This is a genomic window from Pseudomonas sp. SBT1-2 (assembly GCF_028640875.1).
Classification (GTDB): domain Bacteria; phylum Pseudomonadota; class Gammaproteobacteria; order Pseudomonadales; family Pseudomonadaceae; genus Aquipseudomonas; species Aquipseudomonas chlororaphis_I.
This window is the reverse complement of sequence record NZ_JAQZAA010000028.1, coordinates 89460-116246: the sequence shown is the minus strand read 5'-3', so window position 1 is coordinate 116246 and position 26787 is coordinate 89460. Positions and strand designations below refer to the sequence as shown.

Genomic DNA, 26787 nt, shown 5'->3' with positions numbered 1-26787 from the left:
TCCATAAATCAAAATCACCTAAATTCCCCAGTGGAGTACTAGGGGTGTGACGATTTCGTTCTATATCTTCTGACTCTCGATCTATATCTTGTTAGTAAAATGCAGATAGCTCAAAGCAAACTCATTAGCAGCCCATCCCCTATCTTTACCAGAAATTTGGTGTTCCGGATAACCTGTTCAATCTTGTAGATTTTCAGATATACGAACACTGTACGAGCAGCGTCTGTCACGATAGTTGTCTTTCCGTTGCCTGGAGGGCTACTAAGGGTACATCTAAGTGTGCAGTGCATTTATGATCTGTGTCGCTTTTTTTTGCCATATTTACTCTCGGGAATCCTATACCAGTTCACCCAGTTCGTATTCAACTTCATATAGCGGGGCAGTGTAGGAGTATGCCTTTCAGCAGCCGATTTTTTTGATCACATGCAGCTCGAAAAAATTATGAAAATCATGAGTTACTTTCTTTGATGCAGAAGTCAAAAGTCAGTGTTATAGCCAATGAAATCCTCGCGGATATACTTTTCGCTCCAGTTGTCTAGGAGGTTTTGGACGTATTAACTATTAAGGCTTAGGCTGAAGTTGCGAACGACTGCCCCGACAGGTCGGTGAAACTGGTTTGGCTTACGCTTAGACGTAAATGCGATGGGGTCTTGAGTTAACTGCACTAGCGTTTCGATATGAATCCTGTGTCACTCATCATATGAGTGGTGAGCGGGAGATTGGTTGGCCGGAACGACCAAAGATTTTTTTCTACAAATAGAGCAGCAAGTGGTCGAAAAACTTGGCCACTATGATATTAGTCAGACAGGCCTGTTGTCGGTGTGCCTTTATCGATGACAGGCGGTACTTATGTCTGGATCAGTATTTCTCGCTGCTTGCAGACCCTATTCCCCATAGATGCAGCGTTCGCCGCAGCACGTACTTGCATCTCACAGATACGCTTGTGGTCGCCCTCATACTGACAATGGCTTGATGGATCAGTATACGAAGAAATTACGATGGTGCTGTGCGCGCTTGGGTTACTGGTGTGCTTTGGATATAGTTGGCGCCGTGGCGATATCGGTATTGACCAAGTCGTCGAGCAAGCTAGCCTGTTCTGACTTAATTACTTGTCACGCATGGTAAACCCAAGGCACTTGAGTGGTGCGATCTTGTGGGTTAGTTACCTGTCCTTCGTTTTGACGGGTGCATCAACTGTGCAGCCATAGCAGCTATAACATTCGACTCTTTAGATGGTCGAGATTCAAAGGCGAAGTCATGATGCCTATGGGTAACCATAGATTAGGCCAATGGCGCCGGCAGGCAGAGATGATTTCGCAGCGCGAGACGTAGCCAAGGTCAAAATGCTCTAGCTCAACTTTAGAGTTGTATCAGCACCGGGCCTAAGAAACCGTATCTTAATAAAAACGCCGTGATTGAATGGGGGCAATACAAGAGTCAGAGACGTCGCCGTTACCGGAACGTTGAAAGAAATAAGGACAGTTTGTAGTGTCAGGTGCACGAGTTAATTTATGTAGAAGGGGGGGAGAGCTCATGGCATGGGGCGCTTGGGGGGGGGCTTAATTAAAAGATTATTATAGGTTTCAGTGCTAGGCAAAGAAAGGCTCATTAGTAGATAGTCATATTGTGTCGATGCTGAGCTAAGGTTGTTATAAATAACTGTTCGGTTTTTTGGTGCACAATGACTATTGTATGGTCCAATGGTGGCGAAAGGAGTAAGTTATATAAAAGCTGCTGCACTAAGTAGTATTTATTAGTGCGGGGTACTTAACTATGATGTTTGGTATCCTGATCCAAGCCTCTGAGTTGAGGCCTGGATCGTTAGGTTGATTAATTTTTGGCTTTCAGTGAATACCATACCCAGCCATTTTCTTTGGCGGAAAAAACTAAGCTTGTATTCTTATTAAGAGCACTTTCATCACTGAGGGGGGCAGTCACAAGCATTGCTCCAGTTTTATTGAAGTCAAAGCTTTCAAGATTAACGACAATCTTCACGACATCTGGGCGTGGCGTTTCTATGTTGTAACTCTTTAGGTTTCCCGTATCTCCACCGGAGTAAGTCAAATGCTGGTATCTATTGTAAGTGTCTATTAAAGTACCATTCTGATCTAGGCGTGGCCATAGTGATTGTTGCGGATAATAAAATATTCCATTTGCTACAGCCGTTCCACTGGCGACTAAGTACATTGCAGGGGTCATGTTTTCTAAAACAAGCACCCTGTGGCTCTTGTTGTTTGAGTTTTCAGTTTTGGAGGTGTTGATAACGCTATTTGGCGCTATGTTGATAGGGTTGAAGGGGAATGTTGTCGATATGGAAAAAGCCAAACTTAATAGTATGTATGGTTTAAACTTTCCGATTGAAAGGAAGTAGCCGAGAGCAGTGATTAGCATAATTAAAGCTAGCATTAAACTCGAGTTAAATCCGGCTGTTATCGTATCGTTGAGGCTCTGGATAGATTTATAGGAAATGTAGGCCCATAAAAGAGCGCCTACAAACGAAATTATTTTAATGAGTTTCTCGTTTGCATGGTTTTTTGAATAACTATTGAGCATTAGCCCTGATAATAAGATAGAAGAAAGACCTAGTGCCAAGTCAGCCCTGTTAGCTGGCACTCGGCCCCAAAGTGAGTATTTTGCAAATTCTGTGGGAACACCAAAGAACATAAATATGAGTATAAAAATTATCGCAGCAGCTAATGCTGTTTCTAATGCGCTAATAGATTTTTGAAGTGTTCGGATACAGAAAATAACCGCTAAGGGTATAAGTAGATATGAGAAAGATGCTATTTCACTTTGGTTGCTATATGGGGAATCCAGTTTTTGGAGTGTAATGATGTTTGTGAATCCGCGCAGAAGTGATGGCAGTGACATGGTGCCACCTACAACAGTCGTCCGCTGTCCAGGATATACAGTATTCTCCATCGCTTGTATGGCTGTGCGTGCATCAATCCACCAAAGGCTTAGAATCATGCTTGCAATAATTAAAGCGACAAAAAAACTAAGCAGCGTAATAATGCTGAGATTTTTATATAGCCTGTCTCGAACTACGATGCCTACGGTCAATGCTATAAATATATATGCAAGTGATACTTGCCAGGGCGGATACAGTACAAAGACAAATCCGGCAAAAGAAATTCCTAGAAGACACGCAAGTGAGAGTTTTACATAGGGGTGGGGGCTGCGAAGTATTGCGACAGTACATACGAATATTAGACTGGGAAAAAATACGGCGTAAGCTGGCCAGTTTGACCACGCGACAACATATGGAGCTGTGCTGAATAAAAGTGAAATTAGGAAGCTAGATTTCCAGTTTCCTGGCATCAGAATGTTAATTACAGCCCATAATGCTAATAAGCATGAAAAAATAGGAAAGAGCCAATTCCACGACAAAGCTCTTTTTAGATCAAAAACAAAATATCCCCATGTAGCAGGTTTAGCAATTGCGGAAATATGTGCGACTGGTACACCGGTCATACCAACAATTAACATGTTTTGCCCATCTTCTCCATGATTAGTATTAATCACTGGATTGGCGGGAGTATGATTAAATTGTGCAATGGCTAAAGGCGTGAGTACTAGCCATTCATCACTTCGTATGCTCTGATCATTTCCTGAGATATTCGTGATTTCAGCTTTGATGTAGGGCGCTTGAGATAGCCCATATTTTAAAGAAGAACCTGTAACTCCAAGGCTTAAAAATAAAATGAAGACAAGAATCAAATAGCTGCCAAACAATGTGGCTGGTTCGAGTTTTTTTCCCGTTTTTGAGTTCAACCAGACTGTAATGCTCTCAGCTTTAAAAAAAGTTATGAGTGTAAAAATAAATGTAAGCGCAATGGTTAGCTTTATAGTTTTTGCTATATGCTTTCCTTTATTTGTGCTGCCGTCTATAAAAAGAAAGTTTGATGAGTTGTTAGGTTCTAGGGTCGCCGTTTTTCCAGTGTCAAGTTTTGCTAGTATGCGGACTGGATAGTTTCCGGCTTTTATATCGTCCGGAATACTAAATTTTAAGCGCCATCCTGATCGTAGCCAATCGTTGCGTTGTGTAACGTTAACAACATCCGGCCGTTCATATCTCTCAAACCCCCCATCATATACTTTATTATCCGCTAACCAAACGGAGATGGAGGAAACTTGTTGGGTTGCTTTGTCAGGGCCGGCCCAGCCCTGAGCAATTATTTGATTACCCTCTACAGAGATAAGGTCTGTTACGCCTTGGGCGCCATTAGCGTCATGCACTTCAGTTAGCGCATAGGAGTATGGGGTAAATAATGTTATGGAGGTTAGTAATATTATGCTAAATATGCTGTGAAATATTGTTTTGAGTGCTTCTTTATATGCGGTCATGAACCTGTCACACATTTGGTCGGTTTAAGGTTGTAGGTGTTATGCTTTAACAGCTATTACAATTCCACTGATTATTATAGCTACACCAACAAAGTATTGAGGTTGAAAGCGCTCTCCAAAAAATAGATGGCTGCCTATAGGGACTAGAACAAAAGCTAGAGCCATCAAGGGATATACTTTGCCTAGCTCGATTTTTTGAAGGACCCACACCCAAGCGATTGTCGTAATACCATATAATGCAAAGGCAAAAAATAATGTTATAAGTGTAGTTTGATCGAAAAAATTCCCGCTTTTTTGAAGGGATGATGCACTTAGTTTGAAAAGAATCTGACCTGCTGCGATGCCTAATACACAGATGAGAGCTATAAGATAAGTCATAAACTCACCGCTTGGTTTCGTTATTGTGAGTAGAGTATCGTTTTTTGATGTGTAATGGTCTCCTAGGGATGGATTGTATATCATGTCCAATGAATGCCAGAATAAGTTGTGTGCCCAGTATCACTGGTAATGCTGATAGCATTACGGTCCCTGCCGAAGTAGCAATGCCGGATTGAAATGAGCTAATCCAATGTGAAATGCCAAATAAGCTACCTAGAATAATCATGATTAAGCCAATAGGTAGTTCGAGTGAAGCCAGAGACATATCTCGGAGGTAGTAATTGTAGAAAATCCTCTTTCCCATGTTTCTCATGTGTTTTAAGAAAAATTCTCCAATAATTTTGGAAATCTTTAAGTTGCTTACCTCGTCGGCATACTTCGCATCCATGGGAATGTCGACCACCACAGCTCGCAATGTATTCAATCGAAAAAGTATGTCGGTTTCGAAAAAGTATCTGCGACTGATTTTTTTCATCGGTAAGTGTTTTGCAACATCTCTATGAATGGCTGTAAAACCATTCGTAGGATCAAATAAGTCCCAATAACCAGAAGAGAGTTTCGTCATGAACGATAATACAGCGTTGCCAAATAGACGTACCTTGGGCATCTGGCGGATTTCTTCTAAATCAAAAAAACGATTCCCTTTAGTATAGTCGGCCTCTCCATTAATGATAGGCGCTACAAAAGCTGGAATCAGGCTTGGATCCATTTGTCCATCACCGTCGACCTTTACGATGATATCCATATTTTCCAGAATAGCAGCGTTATATCCGGTCATTACTGCACCGCCCACGCCTTGATTTTCTACGCACCGTACAACAGTTACACGTTGGTCAGTGCAATTGCTTTCGACAAAGTCTCCAGAGGCTTCTGGGCAGCAGTCATCTACAACATAGATCTTATCGACCTCTTGAATCATCTCGTCTATGACGTTCAGGATATGCTTTTTCACCTTGTAGCAAGGGATTACAACCGCAATTTTCTGGTTTGAAATCATATGGTGTATACCATTAAGTTAGAGTGCTTGAGCATGATCGGTAGTATTAAATTTTTACTCTGGGGGGCCAAGCCAGTCCAAAGTCTTCATGGTCAAGTGTCAGGTTTGGGTTGTATGCATAATCATTTTGTATTTCTGGCCAGCGCGCTTGAATGTAAGTAACTTCTTTCATAAAGCGCTCTTTCTTCTCAGGCGTATCTTCGAGTCCACGTGTGGCAGATTCATGGTGATACATTTCAGCAAAAGGTGTCCACACATTGATATAGCCGGCTTCTTGTACACGTAGACAAAAATCCACATCGTTAAATGCGATTTTCAGATTTTCTTCGTCCAGACCGTTTACTTTATCAAATATTGATTTTTTAATAATTAAACAAGCGGCGGTGACTGCCGATAGTTCCTGTGTCAACGCTGCCCGGCAGAAGTAGCCGTAGTCTCCTTTAGGCAAGTATTTATGCGAGTGCCCTGCTACACCGCCAATACCCACAATAACTCCACCATGTTGCAGGCGATCATCTGGGTACCACAGACGAGCGCCTACGGCCCCTACATTCGGTTGTAGAGCAATAGACACCATCTCATCAAGCCATTCCGGTGTGATGATTTCAATGTCATTGTTGATCAGTCCGATCAGTTCTCCACGTGCTTGGCGTACAGCGCCATTATTGAGCGCCGAATAGTTGAAAGGACCGTCATCGCGTACGACGCGGATATTGTCTTCCCGATCTATTTCAGTAAAATATTTCAGAGACTCGGGGTCATCGGAACCGTTGTCGATAAGAATGATTTCGTAACTAGGATAGGTGGTCAGGGTCTTGATGCTGTCGATGCATTGCTTTACCAAGCTGTGGGCGTTACGGGTCGGTATAATCAAGCTGACCATTGGTAATTGTTCAGGCAATTGATAACGAACCCGATACATTCCCATCGGCAACAGTTCGGTTTTTCCAATGTTACCTTTGCGCTGCAAGTGCTCGTCTAGCGCTTTTACGCCAGCCAAGGCTGCATAAGGTTTCTCATCGCCAGCCATGGCTGTACTGCCAGCATGAATGCGCCAGTGATACAGCACGCGCGGGATGTGGATGATTTGCTCGCGCTCCAACTGCTCGATGCAGCGCAGTGCCAGGTCATAGTCTTGTGCGCCTTCGAACCCAGGGCGGAATTGGCCTACTTTGTCCATGAGATCTCGGCGGTAAACACCCAAGTGACAGATCATATTTTGCGACCGGAACAGGAATTCATTCCAGTCAGATTTGAAGTAGGGCGAGCTTCGCTTTCCGTCGGCGTCGATCTTGTCTTCATCGGAATAGATCAGGCCTACATCCGGATTCTCGATGATAGTTCGTGCAACCCAATAGAGTGCATGTTCAGGCAGGAGATCATCATTGTCCATTAGTGCAACATATTGCCCTGTAGCCACTTCAAGTGCAGAGTTGCTTGCGCGGGAAATATGTCCGTTTTCCTGGCGAAACACTACTTTTATGCGTTTATCATCTTTTGCCAGTGACTTAAGGTACTCAAGTACTTCCGGTTGAGTTGATGCGTCATCGGCAAGGCATAACTGCCAATTGGGATACAACTGGGACTTTACACTATCAACCGCTTCACGAAGCAAGTCGATAGGAGGGTTGTAAACTGGCATGACAATCGAAATTAAAGGCTTGTGGGCATACTTTCTAATTTCTTCACTGATGCGCCAACGACCATTGTCATCGATGGTGTCGTAGTACTCGACCCATCTCGTATAATCGTGACGATCCGGTACTTCGCGGGTTTCCTGTCCGACAAATGCAAAATCACTGGAACCATTCAACCAGCGAAGGCGAGCGATCAGTCCGGCAGTACCCTGAAGCTTCCAGACAGCCAAGGTTTTTTTGGCGGTGTTTTGAATGCCGCCGCCACGTCTGATAACAGAAGGCAGTAACCGAAGCATTTTACGCAAGCGGCGCATGATCAAGATGGATTTACGCAAAGGTGCTGTGAGCTTCCAGCTGGAAGAACTCTGCATGGCAATAATTTGTAAGTTCAGATTATGAATATGCGTATCTTTCTGAACTTGTTGTAGCGTGAGTTTGCTCTCCAGTGTTTGGATATGCAGAATCTTTTCTTTAAATACGTCTTCCGAAATGCTAGATGCTTGCTGCTTTTCTAGTTCTACGTTTTTTTGAGTTAATAATTCTAGTTGCTTTTGTGTTGATTGCTGCAGCTCTGCATATTTGACACTCACTGCTTCTAATTGTTGTTCCAATGGCTTTGTCAGTTCTGCGGCAAGCTCTTTTGATGATGTTTCACTAAGCATGGCGATCTCTTGAACGATTTGCTCGTCCATAAGTAATGTCAAGTCTATTTCCAGTGTTAGCTGTTCAAGGCTTTCCAATGTTTTAAGGTCGACAGGTAAGATAAGATACGGATCGCTGGTAATGGAGAGATACAGTACGCTCTTATCTGTACGTTTGAATTTTATAACTCCGGAGTGTGACTCGTGTTCACCTTGCCATAGCCAAACGGTTTGAGTGCCGTGGGCAATTTTCATTTGGTTGATAGAAAAAGATTGTCGAGTATCGATTGGGTCAAGTCGTATTACAGAGCTACCCAAGGCGATTTTCGCCAAGGAGAAAACTATTTTTTGGGTTCCGTTTTTTACTTCCTGGCTGATAGTTTTTTGCTCAGAGAATGTGTCTGATGCGTCACTGTAATAAAGAGTGGCGCGAGGTTGCTTCAGCTGAGATGTACCAAAGGTATAAATCGTTTTATCAGGAGACCAGTCGAGAAAGTTGTTAATATTACGGCCTGTCACTTTTTCCTGGAAGCGAGCTTCCTTAGTAATATAGCGGTCTAGGTCTTCAGGTGTAATATGTAGGTTCACGCTTTCCAGAAGTCGAATGATGAATGCTTGTCTGCTCAAGGTTGAGGCGCTGGTAGAAAGAGGGTTCGCGCACGCTAACAGAAGCAAGAGCGCGCGCATCAGTAGATGGCCAAGCTCTACACCCTCGGACATTTCCCATTCAACATCGATCAGAGAGGGATTGTCTTGATCATTAATAACAATATTATGGGGAACTGCATCGATGTACCGGCCTGGCAAGAGGTCCGTTACTTTTTCAAGGTCGTGATCGAACCCCTCTTTCGCCAGCAGTATTTTCAAGTATTTTAGATAAGATGTGATAAATAGACTGAAGCTGCTCACCGTCCAATCGGTAGTAGTGGCAATTTCCAAGAAGCCCAGGCTCAGGATTTTTCCTTTGGCATAGATATCTGTTGCCGGAAGTACGTACTTAAATGTTTTATCTTGTTCGGTGGGTGTTTCATTTCCCAAACGCCGATATTGGACTTCAATCCCTTGGTCCGTTTTTACAAATAGTGACTCCTTACAGTAAGCAGCTTTTCGGCCGGTACTGTAATGATAGGCGAGCGTTGTCTCTGCAATTGGAGTTGTTCCTGCGCAAGAAGCTGTTACCAGGAACGAGTTAGCCAGATCCATACCTAGATCATTGTCGATGACTACGGGCCAGGCCTTTTCTAGGTTGAAGTGCGTTATCTCTGGCAATTGCGGGTCTTTTTTTACGTTTTGCCATGCCAGTGCTGCGGCGTCGAATTCGTTTGACGTGAATCCTGCCTCAGTGATGATTGAGTTTGGCAGCTTGTAGTCCGGGCTTGGGGACAGGAACGTCGAGGACTTGAAGCCTGCTCGTTCGATCAACCGGATGAGCTCTTTACGGCCAAAGGTTTTAGGTTGTCCGGGAACGTATCGACCTTCGATGCCATACATTGGAACGCTGAGATGATCCTCCGGCGCCCCGGCGAAATATTTCAAACCTAGCTGGTTTTCGATGGCGATAAAAAGATGGCCATCGGGTTTGAGCAAGCTGCGAATGCGTTTGAGCATGGCATATGCTGGGTCGTCGTCAGCACTGAACATGCTGGCGTATTCCAGCACACCGATGAGTGTGATTGCATCGAATTGTTCATCGGTTTTGAAATCGTCAAAGCGTTCTGCGAGAACGGTTACGTTCTTCAGGCCACGGGTACGGCTCGCGGCAATAGCGGCACGCCGTGGGCTGCCTTCTAGGCTCAGCAGTTGGGCTCCGGATTCGCCGAGGAATCGGCTGATCGCACCACATCCTGCGCCGATTTCCAGGATCTTACCTTTGAGCAGGTGTTCGAAAGGGCGTAGGATATTTCCACGAGTGGGGCTTAGATGGTAAAGCGTCGCCCAATCGGTGCAATGTTGAGGTAGCTCTTCAGACAGGACAGACACATCCTCGGCATCGCGAATAATTGCGGAAAGTTTGTTTTCGGTAACGTCACCGTCGCTGTAAGCGATACCTTGATAATCGGAGCGTACCCATACACCGGTTTGTTCGTCGCGGGTATACCCGTAGCAATCAAGTTCAAACATTTTCAGTTACCAATTTGATTTCCATGGAGGCATCTAAATCTACCAAGCCCAGCACTTGTGGGGTGGGTGCTACGACAAAATGGATAGAGTCGTAGCGTCGATCGTGAGGCAAAATATCTTCACCGGACCTTGAGGCGACCCCTACGGAAATAAAGTAATCACCTGTTGCAAGTCGGTTAACGAACTTCAAGCAGGCTGTAGCCTGGGTACCTGCTGTACCAATCGTTTGACTCGATTCGCAATCCAGCAGATATGAATTGGTACCGTAAACCGTTACCCCTTCCTTGGTCTTTATGGTAAAGCCAAGAATCGGGCTGACGACTATATGGTTAAACTGTAACGCGAGGTTCAGTACGATTTCCTCACCCGATTCAATTGTATTTGGGTACTCGCGCCCTGCCGCACTCAAATGGAAGTCCTGCAAGATGGCGGCACCGTCTCCCCAGCGATACTCATGAGGGTTGTAACCCGCCCGACCCGCGTAAGCGTTCTCCTCGAAGCTGAGCTTTACGGCTTCAGCAGATTGGGCTGGCGTAGTCTGAGGTTCGGGTGATTCTTTTTTTTCCAGACGTTTTTCACGGCCAAAAAGAATATCCATGTAGCGATTGACCACTGGCCGAGACTCGCCGATCAGTTCGATTCTGCTTTGGTTGATCAGAATCGCACGAGAGCAGTGAGTGACTACCTGTTCGCTGGCATGGGTGACTAGCAAAATGCTGGTTCCGTTGTCTTTGAGCTGTCGCAGCCGTTCAAAGCACTTGGCCTGGAATCGGGCATCGCCAACGGAAAGGGCTTCATCCACGATCAGAATGTCTGGATCAACCTGTGCCTGCACTGCAAATGCCAGTCGCACGGCCATACCACTTGAATAAGCTTTAATGGGCTGATCGATGAATTCGCCGATATCAGCGAAGCCTGCGATCGCGTCGAAACGCTCGTTCACTTCTTCCCGAGTCAGGCCCAATACTGCTGCGTTGAGATAGATGTTCTCGCGACCTGTGAACTCTGGATTGAATCCGGAGCCAAGTTCAAGGAGTGCCGCAATACGCCCTTGGGTCTCGATCGAGCCAGTTGTAGGTGTCAGAGTGCCGCAGATGATTTGCAGGAGTGTGGATTTGCCTGAGCCGTTACGACCCACGATACCGACGGTTTCACCTTTTTTAACATCAAAGCTGATGTCACGTAGTGCCCAGAACTCCTTACCGTATGTCGTGACCTTGTCCCCCGCCCAACGTTGGAGGCGTGGCATGATGGCCTGCTTCAAGCGATCCCGGGGCTTCTCGTAGGTATAAAAACACTTGGAGATATTTTGTACGCTGATCGCGATATTGTCAGAGGACATCAGCGAATCCTTTTCGTGTTTTTTGGAAGAACCAGAAACCGATGATGGCGATTAGCGCGCCAACGACCATGGCAATGCCCAGGCTGTCCCACTGTGGTGGATGACCAAAAAGCAGAACATTACGACTCTCCTCGATTATGTACGTCAACGGATTCAGTTTGAGCCAAGGCTGATAGACCTCAGGTAGCGCAGCCACTGGGTATAGCACTGGAGACAGGAATAGTAGGACAGTGGTCAACACAGCGATCACTTGTCCTACATCCCGTAGGAAGACGCCCAACGATGCCAGCAACCAACTGAAGCCCAGAGTTGCCAAAAGCAGTGGCATAAGGACCAGGGGGAACAGCAATGCGGTCCATTGCATTGTGTGTGTAAGGATCACTTGGGCAATCAGGAGCACTACCAGGCTGATGCTGCTATGGAACAGGGCTGAGCCTAGAGCGATGATGGGTAGTATTTCTAAAGGGAAGACCACTTTTTTAACATAGTTGCCGTTTGTCAGGATTAGTGACGGGGCCCGGTTCGCACATTCGGCAAACAGGCCATGAACGATCATGCCAACAAAAAGCAAAATTGCGAAACCACCTTTGCCTGGATCCATGCCGACCCAACGAGCCTGGAAAATCTCGGAGAATACGAAGGTATATACCGCAAGCATCAAAACTGGATTGAAGAAGGACCATGCCAGGCCCATGACAGAACCACGATAACGACCGATCACCTCGCGTCTGGTCATTTGCACAATCAATTGCCGATTGTGCCAGAGGCTTTTCAGCAGGCTCAGTGGCCCGCTTGTTGGTGAGAGATGGGGGTTCATTAAGCAAACACCTCGGCGTTTTCGAGCAGGGCTGCAACCTGATCTTTTGCAGACAAAGTAGGAGGGGGTTCAAATGGCCACTCGATGCCGATGTCTGGATCGTTCCATGCCAGGCTGCGCTCATGGGTTGGGGCGTAATAGTCGGTGGTCTTGTATAGGAGTTCAGCATTTTCGGACAGCACGACAAAGCCGTGTGCGAAACCTTCCGGTACCCACAATTGATGTTTGTTTTCCGCGCTTAGGTGAGCGCCTACCCACTTGCCAAAGGTTGGTGAGCTTTGGCGTAGGTCTACAGCGACATCGAAGACTTCTCCTGCGGTTACGCGCACCAGCTTGCCTTGGGCCCGTTGTATCTGGTAGTGAAGGCCTCTGAGCACACCTTTGTCCGAGCGAGAATGATTGTCTTGAACAAATTGGATGTTGCGTCCCACTGCATCCTCAAAAACCTTTTGGTTGAAGCTTTCGTAGAAAAATCCGCGACTGTCACCGAAGACTTTTGGTTCGAATAGGATGACTTCCGGGATGCTAAGCGGTGTTGCTTTCATCGTTATAGGGTCTCTACCAGAAATGAGGCGTGGTCTTTTTCTATGGCCGTGAAGCAGTGGGAGGTGACAAGGCCCTCAAAAAACTGAAGGTTGGTCTTGCGCAGGCGAAAGGTACTTTCTGACGATGCAGGAAGGCTTGGCCTTGGCTGCATGCTGAGGGGACGATGAGCGGACAGACCTAATGAATGGCTTTGTCGTTGACTGGCTGGCAGTAAGGATCATTCCATCTCGCTTCATTTTGTTCCTTTTTGTTCCTTCGATGGCAATATTAGGCCGGTATGATAGGGGGCAGACGCTGGAAAGACGAATTTATAGCGTTGGCTGCTCAAAAATCGTGAGAGAGTTTCAACTTGGGCGGGGGGGCGACGGATCTGAGATTGACAAAAGCGATCAGCAAACGTTCCAGAGGCCACGGTGGGCTCTAAAGAAAATGCTATTCAGCTACCTATTTCTCAGATTTCGCATAGGGTAACCACCCTTCGCCTTTAGCGGTCGGCACCTTACCATATGTGAGTCATGGAGGCATCTAGGGGGGAGTCCGACGTCTGTCCGAGGCTTCTTGACTTTATAGTGGAAAGGCTCTTCAGATTTTATTCAGGCACGCAGCAAGAAAAAGACTGGCATTACCTTGTGGAGTCTGGCGGTAAATTCCCGACTTTTTCATAAGATACAGCCGGCGAATAAAGGAGCTTTGACGTGCTTGCTCAAACTGCTCCATTGCCAGCTGATTTTCTGGTGCAAGCTTCTGTTTGAAGCTGTTGAGGACAAGCAGGTTTTGAGTGCTCCACTCATTAAAACGCCCCGAGCACATTCTCCCCAGGCGAATCAGGCGATCCTTCAGGCTTGCATTAGCACCAATCAGATTGCCAGCGTGTTGACGATAGTCGAGGGTTGGGGTTGAGTCGTATATGACCTTTCCTCCACAGCCGCTGACCAAAAGGTAGGTCAGCCAGTCGTGCGCGACAATCGTGGCGTCGTCTGCTGTTTCAGCCAGCAACTCTCTTGTTTGGTGATTTATAAGCATAGTGTTTGCTCCCGCGATGCTTTGAACCAGAGCATTACCAAATTCAGGCGGGGCTAAAAACAGGGGAGAAAATCCAGTTACATGACCATCAGAAGAGACCAAACGTGTTCTGGAGCAATATAGGGCAGGAATGCCTTTTATGTGAGCCAGCTTGGCGATACTTCGTTCGAGCTTGTCCTTGAACCAAATGTCATCTTGGTCGCTGAATGCAAAGTAATCAGCAACGATGGATGAATTTTTGATGAGGGATAGAAAATTTTTTGCGAAGCCTTGGCGTGGGCCTTCTAGAATGATTAAGCGATCCTCCCCCAACTTCTGCTTGTAGCGATTGAGAATCGTTAGCGTTTCGTCGTTTGATCCATCGTCTGATGCATAGATGGCCCAGTTCTTATGGGTTTGCAGCATGAATGAGTCGAGCTGTTCGCCAAGGAACGTCGAGCCATTATAAGTGCAAAGTAAGATAGCTACTTTTGCACTGTGGGCCTCTGGAGTGCCGGTCTCATCGGGGAATGTATTCAAAGTCGGAGGGTGTGGCTGCGTGTTCATTTTCTAATCTCAAGCATTCGGGAGTCGGAACACCTCTCCAGCGGCTAAGCTTCTGGCTTTACTGAGTTCGACGAGGGTGCAGATTAAACGGGTGATTTTATGGCTCAGACACAATGTGTAAAACTTGGTATGCCCTGTTGGACTCATCATGCTAACTATTTTAGGAGGGAATTTCTAAAAAATCTGTTGGCTAGGCACTTATTGCCAAAAAAGTGATCTCACTAGGCTACTGAGGTTTCGGTTTGGTTTTTTAGGCTGACCGAGCACGGGTCGTTTTCTTGATTGTCATTCTAACGACGCGTCAAGAGCTAGTAGCCGGAATTTTTGTCAGTGGTATATCCCAAGGCTATGCTTTTGAACGCTTGCAGATGTGACATTGAGATTGTTCTGTACCATCTTGGATCTATTGGTTTCTGCTGCTTTTGGAGGTCATTTGAGATGTGTCGACCCTGTTCGTATGCGTACAATACAGTCGTGCTTTTAGATGAGGGAGCAGGGCATAGTGTTGGATGACGTTATGGATAGACTCCGGGCTTTTTTGGTTGGGTTGCCGCGCCGGAAAAAACGACTGATTCAGGTCTCAACTGACGTGGTGTTGGTTTGGGCAGCTCTGTGGTTGGCCTTTATCGTCCGTCTTGGAGTGGACGATATGTACAATCCACTCAAAGTCCACCTATGGCTCTTTGCTTTTGCACCAGTGGTTGCCATCCCTCTCTTCATACGCTTCGGCATGTATCGCGCCGTCATGCGCTATTTTGGTAATGATGCGCTTATTGCCATCATCAAGGCTGTCAGTCTTTCATCACTCATTTTGGCAGTCATTGTCTATTGGTACAGCAACCACTCGGCCGTAGTCCCTCGCTCCATCATCTTCAACTACTGGTGGTTAAGCCTCGTCATCATCGGCGGCCTACGTCTCTGCATGCGCCAGTATTTTATGGGCGACTGGTTCACCGCAGCCCAACACGTGCCGTTTACCAATCGCGACGATGGTCTGACCAAGGTCGCCATTTATGGTGCTGGCGTTGCAGGCAACCAGCTGGTTGCGGCGCTGCGCATGGGGCGGGTAATGCGTCCTGTGGCTTTTGTCGATGATGATCCGAGTATCGCGGATCGCTCCATTTCCGGTTTGCAGGTTTACAAGCCCAAACACATCCAGCAGATGATTGAAGTAACCGGTGCCCAGGAGATTCTCTTGGCATTGCCGTCGTCGACTCGTGCGCGACGTCGGGAAATTCTCAACCTGCTTGAGGGCTTTCCGCTCCATGTGCGTAGTGTTCCGAACTTCACCGATTTGGCCAGCGGGCGGGTGAAGGTCGACGATATTCAGGAAGTTGATATCGCAGACTTGCTGGGGCGCGACGCTGTACCTGCTCAGCCTGACTTGCTGGCCCGTTGTATCAAGGGCAAGACGGTTCTGGTGACCGGCGCAGGTGGTTCGATCGGGGCCGAACTCTGCCGGCAGATTTTTTCGTTGGGGCCGACCACGCTCCTGTTGTTCGATCACAGTGAGTTCAATCTCTACAACATCCTGTCGGAACTCGAGCAGCGTCTCTCCCGCGAGTCGTCGCCTGTTCGGTTGCTGCCCATTCTTGGCTCGATTCGCAATCCGCATAAGCTGCTGGATGTGATGAAGACCTGGAATGTCGATACGGTTTATCACGCGGCGGCTTACAAGCATGTGCCGATGGTCGAGCACAATATCGCCGAAGGCGTGCTGAACAACGTGATGGGAACGCTCAACACTGCTCAGGCCGCATTACAGGCCGGGGTCGCCAATTTCGTGCTGATTTCCACCGACAAGGCGGTGCGCCCAACCAATGTGATGGGGAGCACCAAACGTCTCGCTGAGTTGACCCTGCAGGCTCTAAGTCGTGAAATCGCCCCGGTGTTGTTTGGGGACAAAGCCAACGTATCGCGTGTCAACAAAACCCGTTTCACCATGGTGCGTTTTGGCAATGTGCTGGGGTCTTCAGGCTCGGTAATTCCGTTGTTTCATAGCCAGATCAAATCTGGCGGCCCACTGACCGTTACCCATCCAAAGATCACTCGTTACTTCATGACCATCCCCGAGGCGGCGCAACTGGTGATTCAGGCCGGTTCCATGGGGCAGGGCGGCGATGTGTTCGTGTTGGACATGGGCGAGCCGGTGAGGATTGTCGAGCTGGCCGAGAAGATGATTCACCTCTCCGGGTTGAGTATTCGTTCGGAGAGGAACCCCCAGGGCGACATCGCCATCGAGTTCACGGGCTTGCGCCCGGGCGAAAAGCTTTACGAAGAGTTACTGATTGGCGACAACGTTTCTGCCACTCAGCATCCGATGATCATGAGCGCCAATGAGGATCATCTGCCTTGGGACTTGCTGAAAGCCAAGCTGGCGGAATTGCTGGCGGCCGTTGAGCAGGATGACTATTCCAGGGTTCGACAACTGCTGCGCGAGACTGTCAGCGGTTACACCCCGGATGGCGATATTGTCGACTGGATTTACCAGCAGCGTCGCCTCGAACCCTGAGCTTACATACGTTGTAACCCAGTCACTTTTGACTTGCCCGTGGCACCGCCTAGGTTTGGAGAGCAGCTTTGGAAAAGCTGCTTTTCCTAATCGATGTGATGGAGTGTCACTTATGCGTATCACTTATTTCCCTTCTCTGGTCTTCGCTCTGATGGCCAGTCTTTCTTCCATTACCTACGCGGCACCTGCGGTCCATGCCGAGGCCAAGGCTCCGGCAGTGGCGCAGGTGGCCTCTTCGGAGCAAGCAGGCAAGATCGATCTGAACACTGCCGATGCAGCCGCCTTGCAGCGCGAGCTGCCCGGCGTTGGTGCGGTCAAGGCGCAGGCGATCGTTAAATATCGTGAGAGCAATGGACCTTTTACCTCGGTGGACGAACTGCTCGAGGTCAAGGGAATCGGCAAGGCGATTCTGGAAAGCAACCGGGAAAAATTGAAGGTCAACTGACGCTTCAATTCAGGCACCAGGCCGATCAGTGATCGGCCTGGTGTTTTTCGGGCCCATAGTGCGCAAAGCACCATAAGCAGGATTGCGCCATTCAATGTTGTCTATCGTCTCGATAGAATTATGATCGTAATATTTTATTGGATTATGACTATAATTAAATCGCTTCCCAAGCAGCGTATCAATTCCTTGTCTTTCCCTTCTCAAGCACTTTTCTGGAGAGCCGTTATGAACTCGATTTCCCCCAAGGGGCTGGCACTTGTCACCGGTGCTTCATCTGGCATCGGTGCGGTTTATGCCGAGCGGTTGGCCGCTCGTGGTTACGATCTGTTGCTGGTTGCACGAGATGAGCAGCGCCTGCAAACCGCGGCTACCCGGCTGCGGGCCGAGCACAAAGTGCAGGTTGAAGTGTTGAAAGCCGATCTGACGCTCAAGGCCGATGTGTTGAAGGTCGAGCAGCGTTTGCGTTCCGACTCGAGTATCAGTCTGTTGCTGAATAATGCCGGTGTCGCTGCCGACGGAAGCCTGGCCGTTGCCGATACGGATCGGCTGGAGGCGATGATTCAGCTCAATGTGATCGCGGTCACTCGTTTGGCTGCCGCTGCTGCCGCCAGCTTCTCGGCAGCGGGAAGAGGGGCGATCATCAATATCGCTTCGGTGGTGGCGCTGATTCCCGAGCGTTTTAATGCGACCTACAGTGCGACCAAGGCCTATGTCCTGAGCCTGACTCAGTCGCTTGCTGCGGAACTGGACGGTAAAGGCGTGCAGGTCCAGGCGGTATTGCCCGGGGTGACCCGTACCGAGATCTGGGAGCGTTCGGGCATCGACGCCCAGGGGATTCCAGCCGAAATGGTTATGGACGCCACCGAGATGGTGGATGCGGCTCTGGCCGGTTTTGATCAGGGTGAGTTGATCACCATCCCCTCGCTACCCGACTCGGCTGATTGGGACGACTTCGTGGCTGCGCGTTTTGCCCTGGGGCCCAACCTGTCGAAAAGCAGCGCGGCTGCTCGCTACAAATAACCGTGTCGAGGTCGGAGGGTGGTGCGGTTCACTCCGCCTGCCCATCCTGCTTTTTCAGATGCTCGCGTGTTACCTCCAGTATCCGTTTGGCCAGGTCGGGGTTCTCGACACTGCGTGACAGCACCAGGGCCCCGACCAGGGTCGACATGATCACCAGGCTCTGGTCGGCGGCATTTTCTCCTTCGAGATTGGCCTCTACCTGCGCGAGTCGGGCATTGAGCACTGCATCGGTGGTGGGACTGGCTTGCCCGCGCAGGCCCAGTTCCGAAGACATGGTGGGCAGCGGGCAGCCTTGACCGGGAGAGGTCTGATGCCACTCGGACAGGTAGCTGTCGATAAAGGCCTGCAGTGGCTGTTCCTGGGCAAACAGTGTGGCGCAGTGGGCATCAAGTTCTGCGGCCGCAGCCTGCAGGGCTTTTTCGACCAGATCATCCTTGGATTTGAAATGCGAGTAGAAACCGCCATGGGTCAGGCCCAGGGCTTTCATCAGTGGTTGCAGGCCTGTCGCACCGATACCGTCGCGCCGAAAGCGCTCGGCGGCTTCCTTGATGATGCGTTGATGGGTTTGGGCTTTATGGTCTTGCGAGTAACGCATCGGGGAAGTCTCCACAGCTAGGGAGTCATCTTACCCAAGGTTGACGGGAGGGGGATTGCACTTTTAACCCCAGAAACCTCATTTTCCCTACTGAATGACTAGAAAGTCATGGTTTGCCGGCGAGCCCAGTATCAGTTGGCATAAATAGTGATTGTTGAATATCCATAGATTGTTCAACAATCGCAAGGCGATATTCATGAGCAACGTATTGTCCCTGGCTGACCAGATAACCCTGGAGTTACGTGCCGATATCATCGGCGGTCGCCTGTTGCCGGGCATGGCCCTGGTGGAAGGCGATCTGGTGTCCACCTACAACGCCTCGCGCAACACCATCCGCGAGGCCTTGCATCGTCTGGGGCAGGAAGGCCTGACGCGCTACGCACGCAACAAGGGCGTCACGGTGCGACAGTTGGGGATTGATGAGGTGCGTGACCTGTTCCAGGTGCGTCGTACCCTGGAGTTACAGGCCATTGCCTCCAGCAAACCGTTGCGCGACTACCAGTCCGATCGAATGCTCGAGGCTATCGAGGCCAGCGAACTCGCCCGCGAGCGCGAGGACTGGCGCTCGGTAGGTACCCACAGCCTGGCGTTTCATCAACACATCGTCGGGCTGATGCGCAGCCCCTTGTTCGACGAGTTCTTCACCAACGTCGTGGCGCAGCTGCGCCTGGTGTTCTGTGCCGCCCCTGACGAGCAGCGTTTCCAGTCCCCCTGGTTGGCCCGGGACCGGCAGATCCATGACTTGCTCGCCGATGGCGACAAGCAGGCCGCCGGCGAGACCCTGGCGGTTTACCTGGACGATTCCGAACGGCTGCTGCTCGACATTCTCAGCCACTCTTCCCGCCACTGATCGAGGGTTTCAACCATGTACAAGGACTATCCCGCGGCTTATCAGGTCAGCAAAGGCTCGGCCCTGCAGGTGGACACGGCCTTTTATGAGCGGGTCCGCGACAGCAAGGACCAACGCACCTTGATCGAGCAATTCGAGGTACCGATCCGCACCGGGCGGGCCTGGCATGTGCCGGCCGGACATGTGTTCCGGGTGACCACGCCGGCCGGCCCACAGGTCGGGGACTTCAACGTCTGGAATGCCAACGATCCGCGGGAGCGTTTGTGGGCGGCGCGTACCCGGCAGTTGCAGGGCGCGCATGTCAGTACCCACGATCGGCTGTGGTCGAACCTGCCGTTCCTGCGGCCGCTGGTGACCATTACCGATGACAGCCTGGCCGGTTACGGCATCGACGAGCATGGCGGGCGTTTGCACGACCTGCTCGGCACGCGCTGCGATCCCTACGTGAACCGCATGCTCACCGGGGAGGACTTCCATCACCATTGCCACTCCAACCTCACGCGCGCGGTCCTGCCCCACGGCCTGACCGAGTTCGATGTGCACGACGTGCTGAACATCTTCCAGTGCACCGGGCTCAATCACGACGACATGTATTTCATGAAGGCCTGTCCTGCGCAGAAGGGCGATTACCTGGAGTTCTTTGCCGAAATCGATCTGTTGTGTGCGCTGTCGACCTGCCCGGGCGGCGACCTGTCGTTGCCCATGTGGGGGCCGGAGGCCCAGGACCCGCTCAGTGTCTGCCGGCCATTGGGCGTGGAAATCTATCGGCTCGACGAGGCGTTGCTCGAAGGCTGGAGCCAGCCAGAGCGGGCTGCCTACAAAGGCTTGCATGGCCTGCAGATCACCAAGGCAGCCTGGGAGAAATAATGCCGTTGAGGAAATAAAAAGCCCCGCCATTGTGTGAAGGGCGGGGCTGTTCGATCGGGTTATCCAGTCAGCGGTCCTGCGCGTCCTTGGCGTCCGCTTCCGCGTTGCGCTCAGCAACGCGCTTGCGTTGCTCATCGGTCAGTTCCACCTTGTTGGCGGTGTCGCGCAACATCATCAGACCGCCGACGATCGAGCCGATTGCAACGATCAGAATCAACCAGGCATACCAGGGCATAGGGCTCTCCTTGAGGGCATACCGGCGGGCGAGGAGTTTCGCCCGTCAAGCTGCCATACCACTTCGAGTTACAGCGTTTCGCAGTGGTTCCATTGTAGGCCCGATCTGCCCCGGTAACCTCTCTTGCATCAATCTTCCGTGCGGCTACGCAAGCCAATGACAGAGGCATGCTACTCACTCAGAGCCCGGTCAGCATCGCATCCGCTGGCGCATTGGCACGCAGTTGTGCGGTCAGTTGGAAGTAGACGAAACCGGCGGCCATGAAACCGAGGAAGATCAGGCCGATCAGGCTGTTGAACCAGGCCATGGCCACCAGGCAGACCACGGCCAGCGCCAGGGCAATGGCCGGGACCAGCGGGTAGCCCGGGGCGCGAAAGGTGCGTTCCAGGTGCGGCTCGACTTTGCGCAGCTTGAACAGACTGAGCATGCTCATGATGTACATCACGATGGCGCCGAATACGGCCATGGTGATCATCGCCGCGGTCAGGGTCATGCCGCCCAGGTTGATCAGGCCATCGCTGTAGATGGCGGCGATGCCGATCAGGCCGCCGGCGATGATGGCGCGGTGTGGCGTCTGGAAGCGCGACAGCTTGGCCAGCGACGCCGGCAGATAGCCGGCGCGGGCGAGGGCGAAGAACTGCCGCGAGTAGCCAAGAATGATGCCGTGGAAGCTCGCCACCAGGCCGAACAGGCCGATCCATACCAGCATGTGCAGCCAGCCGGAGTTGTCCCCGACCACGGCTTTCATGGCCTGGGGCAGCGGGTCGTTGATGTTCGACAGGGTGCGCCAGTCGCCCACGCCGCCGGCGAAGAACATCACGCCCATGGCCAGCAGCACCAGGGTCAGAATGCCGCTGATGTAGGCCTTGGGGATGGTGCGTTTCGGATCCTTGGCTTCCTCGGCGGCCATGGCTGCGCCTTCGATGGCGAGGAAGAACCAGATGGCGAATGGAATCGCCGCGAACATCCCGGCAATCGCCGGCGCGCCGAAGGTGTCCGAACCCGCCCAGCCGTTGAGGGCGAAGTTGCTGAAGCTGAAGGCCGGCGCGACCACGCCCATGAACACCAGCAGTTCCGCCACCGCCAGTACGCAGACCACCAGCTCGAAGGTGGCGGCGAGTTTGACCCCGAGAATGTTCAGTCCCATGAACACGATATAGGCACCGACCGCCGCATGCTTCGGGTCCAGGGCGGGGAACTGCACATTCAGGTAGGCACCGATCGCCAGGGCGATGGCCGGTGGCGCGAAGACGAATTCGATCAGGGTCGCCAGTCCGGCGATCAGCCCGCCTTTTTCACCAAAGGCCCGGCGGCTGTAGGCAAAGGGCCCGCCGGCATGGGGAATGGCGGTGGTCAGCTCGGTGAAGCTGAAGATGAAACAGGTGTACATGGCCGCGACCATCAGTGAGGTCAGCAGAAAGCCCAGGGTGCCGGCGACACCCCAGCCATAACTCCAGCCGAAGTACTCCCCGGAGATCACCAGCCCGACCGCGATCCCCCATAAATGCAGCGTGCCCAGCGTTGGTTTGAGTTGTGTGTTCATGCGTGGCTCCCGGAACGGAAAGAAGTGCTCGAGGTTGCTCACTGCACCGCTCATGCCAGAGCGAAAACGGGCGTCGTAAAGCGCCAGAAGCTGTCGTATCGAGGATGTTTCCAGTTGTTTCTGGGCTGAAGGTGTCTGGATTGGTGCACAGCCGTGCAACAGAGAAGGGCGGCGTCCGGGCATGTTCTTTCATGGATTGTGCCTGCCGTTGCAGCAAGACTTCCCGCGATGGCTGCCGTCTCCTCCCCAGGTCACGCCGATTGCCGGTGTAAATCCCGCGTAAAGCCTTTCTTTACGCTTTCTTTATGCGCCGCCCACGCCCTCGATCTCGTTCCTTTACAGCCTCCCTGCGGACAATGCCCCACACGCGGCGATTGCCGTACGACGGAGAGATTCCATGAGCGTTCTGGACGGGGTGTCCCTGCTGCTGGCAGTGGGGCTGTTCATTTATCTGCTGGTTGCGCTGTTGCGCGCGGATCGGAACTAGGAGCGGCTATGCACAGTTATGACTATTGGCTGATCCTCGGCTTCTTTGCCCTGGTGCTGCTGCCAGCGCCTTTCCTGGGGCGGTTCTACTACAAGGTGATGGAGGGCCAGCGTACCTGGCTGACGCCGCTGTTGGGGTCGGTGGAGCGCGCCTGTTACCGGCTTTCGGGCGTCGATGCGCAGAGCGAGCAGAGCTGGCAGAAGTACACCCTGGCCTTGCTTGCGTTCAACCTGGCCGGCTTTCTGTTGCTGTTCACGATTCTGCTGTTCCAGGACCATTTGCCGCTCAACCCGCAGAACCTGCCGGGGCAGGAGTGGACGCTGGCGTTCAACACCGCGGTCAGCTTCATGACCAACACCAACTGGCAGTCCTACAGCGGTGAAGCCTCGCTGAGCTACCTGAGCCAGATGATCGGCCTGACCGTGCAGAACTTTGTCAGCGCCGCCACCGGCCTGGCCGTGCTGGTTGCCCTGTGCCGCGGCATCGGCCGGCGCTCGGCGCAGACCCTGGGCAACTTCTGGGTCGACATGACCCGCGCCACCCTCTACGGCCTGCTGCCGCTGTGCCTGCTGCTGGCATTGTTCCTGGTCTGGCAGGGCGTACCACAAACCTTCGCCCAGTATGTCCACGCCGTGACCTTGCAAGGCGTCGATCAGGTGATTCCACTGGGCCCGGCCGCCAGCCAGATCGCCATCAAGCAACTGGGCACCAACGGCGGGGGCTTCTTTGGCGTCAACTCGGCGCATCCGTTCGAGAACCCGACGGCCTGGAGCAACCTGTTCGAGGTGGCCTCGATCATCCTGATCCCGGTCGCCCTGGTGTTCACCTTCGGCCACTACGTCAAGGACCTGCGCCAGAGCCGGGCGATCATCGCCTGCATGCTGGCGCTGTTCCTGATCGGCGGCGCGACTTCGCTGTGGGCCGAGTACCAGCCCAACCCGACCCTGAACAATGTCGCGGTCGAGCAGACCGCGCCGCTCGAGGGCAAGGAAGCGCGCTTCGGTACCACCGCCACCGTGCTCTGGTCGGTGACCACCACCGCGGCCTCCAACGGTTCGGTCAACGGCATGCATGACAGCCTCAGCCCGCTGAGCGGCATGGTCGCGCTGATCAACATGATGGTCGGCGAAGTGATCTTCGGCGGCGTCGGCGCGGGCCTCTACGGCATGTTGCTGAACGTGCTGATCGCGGTGTTCCTCGCCGGCCTGATGATCGGGCGCACCCCGGAATACCTGGGCAAGAAGCTGCAGGCCAAGGAAGTGCAATTGCTGGTGGTGACGCTGATGGTGATGCCGGTCGGCGTGCTGGTACTGAGTGCTATCGCCGCGAGCCTGCCGGGGCCGGTGGCAGCTGTGAGCAACCCCGGTGCCCATGGTTTCAGCCAGTTGCTGTACGCCTACACCTCGGCCAGCGCCAACAACGGTTCGGCCTTCGCCGGCCTGGGCGCCAATACCCCGTTCCACAACCTGATGCTGGGCTTGGGCATGTTGATCGGCCGCTTCGGCTACATCCTGCCGGTGCTGGCCCTGGCTGGCAGCCTGGCGCTGAAAAAGACCGCGCCGATCGGCCAGAACAGCTTCCCGACCCATGGCCCGCTGTTTGTCACGCTGCTGACCATGACCATTTTGCTGGTGGGCGGGCTGACCTTTTTGCCGACCCTGGCGCTGGGCCCGATTGCCGACCACTTGAGCTTGGCTGCCTTTGGAATGAAGGGCTGAGGACTTAATGATGAATATGCCTGTTCCTGCCTCCAAGAAGGCTGTAACTGAAAAAATGCCCGGCGCTAAAACCGTGGCCTCGAAACACACGACCGACGAGCAACAGAAAACCTCGATCGCAGCCCTGTGGCGTCCGGCGCTGGTACAGGCCTTCGTCAAGCTCGACCCGCGCCAGCTGCAACGTTCGCCAGTGATGCTGGTGGTCGAGCTGACCGCGATCCTGACCACAGTACTGTGCCTTGTGCCGGACACTGCGGTGCCAACCTTCGTCGCCGCGCAGATCGCTCTCTGGCTGTGGTTCACCGTGCTGTTCGCCAACTTCGCCGAAGCGCTGGCCGAAGGGCGTGGCAAGGCCCGCGCCGACAGCCTCAAGGCCGGCAGCGAAGGCCTGAGTGCACGCCTGAAGAAAGCCGATGGCAGCTTCCAGGTGATCCCTGCCGCCAATCTGCGCAAAGGCGACGTGGTGCGTGTAGAGGCCGGGGAAATGATCCCCGGTGACGGTGAAGTCATCGAAGGCATTGCCGCGGTCAACGAAGCGGCGATCACCGGCGAGTCGGCACCGGTCATTCGCGAGTCCGGCGGCGATCGCTCGGCCGTGACCGGCAATACGCGCCTGGTGTCCGACTGGTTGCTGGTGCGCATTACCAGCAATCCGGGCGAATCGACCCTCGACCGCATGATCGCCCTGGTGGAAGGCGCCAAGCGCCAGAAGACCCCCAACGAAGTGGCCCTGGACATCCTGCTGATCGGCCTGACCCTGATCTTTCTGATTGTGGTCGTGACCCTGCAGCCGTTCGCTCACTTCGCCAATGGCAGCCTGCCGCTGGTGTTCCTGGTGGCGTTGCTGGTGACCCTGATTCCGACCACCATCGGTGGCTTGCTGTCGGCCATCGGGATCGCCGGGATGGACCGCCTGGTACGGCTGAACGTGATCGCCAAATCCGGTCGCGCGGTGGAAGCGGCGGGTGACGTGCATGTGCTGTTGCTGGACAAGACCGGCACCATCACCTTCGGCAACCGTCGTTGCGCGGCCATCCACTCGGCGCCTGGGGTCAACCACCAGGAAATGGCCGAGGCCACCTTGCTGGCCTCGCTGGCGGACGACACGGCGGAAGGCAAGTCCATCGTCGAATACCTGCGCGGGCTTTATCCACAGCCCGAGCCGGGCGCCGATGCGCTGACCGCCGTGCCGTTCAGTGCTGAAACCCGGCTGTCTGGTGTCGACTATCAGGGGCGGGTCTATCGCAAGGGCGCGGTGGATTCGGTACTGGCTTTCGTCGGTCTGCAACGTGGCGACCTGGCTCCGGCGTTGTCCCGGGAAATCGACAAGATCGCCCAGAGTGGCGGCACGCCGTTGCTGGTGTGCGCCGAGGGCAAGCTGCTTGGCGCCATTCACCTCAAGGACGTGGTCAAGCCCGGTATCCGCGAGCGTTTCGCCGAGCTGCGCAAGCTGGGGATCCGCACTGTGATGGTGACCGGCGATAACCCGCTGACCGCCGCCGCCATTGCTGCGGAGGCCGGGGTGGACGACGTGCTGGCCGAAGCCACGCCGGAGAAAAAGCTGGCGCGCATTCGCCACGAACAGAACGACGGCCGCCTGGTCGCCATGTGCGGCGACGGCGCCAACGACGCCCCGGCGCTGGCCCAGGCCGACGTCGGCATGGCGATGAACGATGGCACCCAGGCGGCGCGCGAAGCGGCGAACATGGTCGACCTCGACAGCGACCCGACCAAGCTGCTGGACGTGGTGCAGATCGGCAAGGAGCTGCTGGTGACCCGTGGCGCCCTGACCACCTTTTCCATTGCCAACGACATCGCCAAGTACTTCGCAATCCTGCCGGCGCTGTTCGCGGCGATTTATCCACAGCTCGGCGTGCTCAACGTCATGCAACTGAGCAGCCCGCAGAGCGCGATCCTCTCGGCGATCGTGTTCAACGCCCTGATCATTGTCGTGTTGATTCCGCTGGCCCTGCGCGGGGTGCGGGTGCAGGCGGCCAGCGCGGCCCATCTGCTGCGCCGCAACCTGCTGATCTATGGCCTGGGCGGGATCCTGGTGCCGTTCCTGGGCATCAAGTTGATCGACATGCTGCTGACGGCTTTGCACCTGGTGTAACCGCATC

At 52.5% G+C, this 26787-nt stretch carries 19 protein-coding genes; 8 read left to right on the top strand and 11 right to left on the bottom strand.

The window, feature by feature from the left end; translation table 11 throughout:
- Nucleotides 1-1830 precede the first annotated feature (1830 nt).
- The 8 genes from PVZ78_RS03380 to PVZ78_RS03345 form a co-directional block, all read right to left on the bottom strand.
- Entirely contained in the window at nucleotides 1831-4347 is a 2517-nt protein-coding gene (locus PVZ78_RS03380; protein WP_273828216.1) for a DUF7657 domain-containing protein, read from the bottom strand.
- Between the two features lie 39 nt (nucleotides 4348-4386).
- Nucleotides 4387-4725, bottom strand: a complete 339-nt coding sequence (locus PVZ78_RS03375) for an EamA family transporter (RefSeq protein ID WP_273828215.1) — start codon at nucleotides 4723-4725, stop codon at nucleotides 4387-4389.
- A gap of 4 nt (nucleotides 4726-4729) precedes the next feature.
- On the bottom strand, nucleotides 4730-5722 hold the full coding sequence (locus PVZ78_RS03370) for a glycosyltransferase family 2 protein (RefSeq protein ID WP_273828214.1): 993 nt from the start codon (nucleotides 5720-5722) through the stop codon (nucleotides 4730-4732).
- 46 nt (nucleotides 5723-5768) lie between these two features.
- A complete protein-coding gene (locus PVZ78_RS03365; protein ID WP_273828213.1) occupies nucleotides 5769-10121 on the bottom strand; it encodes a glycosyltransferase in 4353 nt (1450 codons plus the stop codon).
- Nucleotides 10114-11463 (bottom strand): ABC transporter ATP-binding protein, encoded by a 1350-nt coding sequence (locus tag PVZ78_RS03360; RefSeq protein ID WP_273828212.1) that lies wholly within the window; start codon nucleotides 11461-11463, stop codon nucleotides 10114-10116. The genes PVZ78_RS03365 and PVZ78_RS03360 overlap by 8 nt, the downstream gene beginning before the upstream one ends.
- On the bottom strand, nucleotides 11453-12280 hold the full coding sequence (locus tag PVZ78_RS03355; RefSeq protein ID WP_273828211.1) for an ABC transporter permease: 828 nt from the start codon (nucleotides 12278-12280) through the stop codon (nucleotides 11453-11455). The genes PVZ78_RS03360 and PVZ78_RS03355 overlap by 11 nt, the downstream gene beginning before the upstream one ends.
- A complete protein-coding gene (rfbC, locus tag PVZ78_RS03350; RefSeq protein ID WP_273828210.1) occupies nucleotides 12280-12825 on the bottom strand; it encodes a dTDP-4-dehydrorhamnose 3,5-epimerase in 546 nt (181 codons plus the stop codon). The genes PVZ78_RS03355 and rfbC overlap by 1 nt, the downstream gene beginning before the upstream one ends.
- Before the next feature lie 583 nt (nucleotides 12826-13408).
- Nucleotides 13409-14395 (bottom strand): glycosyltransferase family 2 protein, encoded by a 987-nt coding sequence (locus PVZ78_RS03345; protein WP_273828209.1) that lies wholly within the window; start codon nucleotides 14393-14395, stop codon nucleotides 13409-13411.
- Nucleotides 14396-14879: 484 nt separating this feature from the next.
- On the opposite strand from PVZ78_RS03345, the gene PVZ78_RS03340 reads away from it, so the two are divergent.
- The 3 genes from PVZ78_RS03340 (at nucleotide 14880) to PVZ78_RS03330 (ending at nucleotide 18372) form a co-directional block, all read left to right on the top strand.
- The gene (locus PVZ78_RS03340) at nucleotides 14880-16907 is read left to right on the top strand and encodes a polysaccharide biosynthesis protein (RefSeq protein ID WP_273828208.1); all 2028 of its coding nucleotides are present in this window, start codon (nucleotides 14880-14882) and stop codon (nucleotides 16905-16907) included.
- Nucleotides 16908-17019: 112 nt separating this feature from the next.
- The gene (locus PVZ78_RS03335; RefSeq protein ID WP_028683082.1) at nucleotides 17020-17352 is read left to right on the top strand and encodes a ComEA family DNA-binding protein; all 333 of its coding nucleotides are present in this window, start codon (nucleotides 17020-17022) and stop codon (nucleotides 17350-17352) included.
- A gap of 225 nt (nucleotides 17353-17577) precedes the next feature.
- Nucleotides 17578-18372, top strand: a complete 795-nt coding sequence (locus tag PVZ78_RS03330) for an SDR family NAD(P)-dependent oxidoreductase (protein WP_124340595.1) — start codon at nucleotides 17578-17580, stop codon at nucleotides 18370-18372.
- A gap of 28 nt (nucleotides 18373-18400) precedes the next feature.
- Here the strand turns inward: PVZ78_RS03330 and PVZ78_RS03325 are convergent, their stop codons facing one another.
- A complete protein-coding gene (locus PVZ78_RS03325; protein ID WP_016704356.1) occupies nucleotides 18401-18967 on the bottom strand; it encodes a TetR/AcrR family transcriptional regulator in 567 nt (188 codons plus the stop codon).
- Between the two features lie 196 nt (nucleotides 18968-19163).
- Here PVZ78_RS03325 and PVZ78_RS03320 point away from each other — a divergent pair, with 196 nt between their 5' ends.
- Both PVZ78_RS03320 and PVZ78_RS03315 read left to right on the top strand, forming a co-directional pair.
- Nucleotides 19164-19817 carry a GntR family transcriptional regulator gene (locus tag PVZ78_RS03320; protein WP_009050157.1) on the top strand — a complete coding sequence of 218 codons (654 nt, stop codon included), beginning with the start codon at nucleotides 19164-19166 and terminating at the stop codon, nucleotides 19815-19817.
- Between the two features lie 15 nt (nucleotides 19818-19832).
- Nucleotides 19833-20684, top strand: coding sequence for an urea carboxylase-associated family protein (locus tag PVZ78_RS03315; protein WP_028683080.1), 852 nt, complete (start codon nucleotides 19833-19835; stop codon nucleotides 20682-20684).
- A gap of 67 nt (nucleotides 20685-20751) precedes the next feature.
- Here PVZ78_RS03315 and PVZ78_RS03310 read toward each other — a convergent pair whose 3' ends face one another.
- Nucleotides 20752-20919, bottom strand: a complete 168-nt coding sequence (locus PVZ78_RS03310; RefSeq protein WP_009050155.1) for a DUF2897 family protein — start codon at nucleotides 20917-20919, stop codon at nucleotides 20752-20754.
- 178 nt (nucleotides 20920-21097) lie between these two features.
- Complete coding sequence (gene eat, locus PVZ78_RS03305) at nucleotides 21098-22462, bottom strand: ethanolamine permease (RefSeq protein WP_028683079.1); 1365 nt, start codon at nucleotides 22460-22462, stop codon at nucleotides 21098-21100.
- 397 nt (nucleotides 22463-22859) lie between these two features.
- Here eat and kdpF point away from each other — a divergent pair, with 397 nt between their 5' ends.
- From kdpF to kdpB, 3 genes are read left to right on the top strand one after another with little or no spacing between them, the layout of a single operon-like run.
- On the top strand, nucleotides 22860-22949 hold the full coding sequence (kdpF, locus tag PVZ78_RS03300; RefSeq protein ID WP_007899818.1) for a K(+)-transporting ATPase subunit F: 90 nt from the start codon (nucleotides 22860-22862) through the stop codon (nucleotides 22947-22949).
- Between the two features lie 8 nt (nucleotides 22950-22957).
- Nucleotides 22958-24667 (top strand): potassium-transporting ATPase subunit KdpA, encoded by a 1710-nt coding sequence (kdpA, locus tag PVZ78_RS03295; RefSeq protein WP_273828207.1) that lies wholly within the window; start codon nucleotides 22958-22960, stop codon nucleotides 24665-24667.
- 55 nt (nucleotides 24668-24722) lie between these two features.
- A complete protein-coding gene (gene kdpB / locus PVZ78_RS03290; protein WP_016704353.1) occupies nucleotides 24723-26780 on the top strand; it encodes a potassium-transporting ATPase subunit KdpB in 2058 nt (685 codons plus the stop codon).
- Nucleotides 26781-26787: the final 7 nt, after the last annotated feature.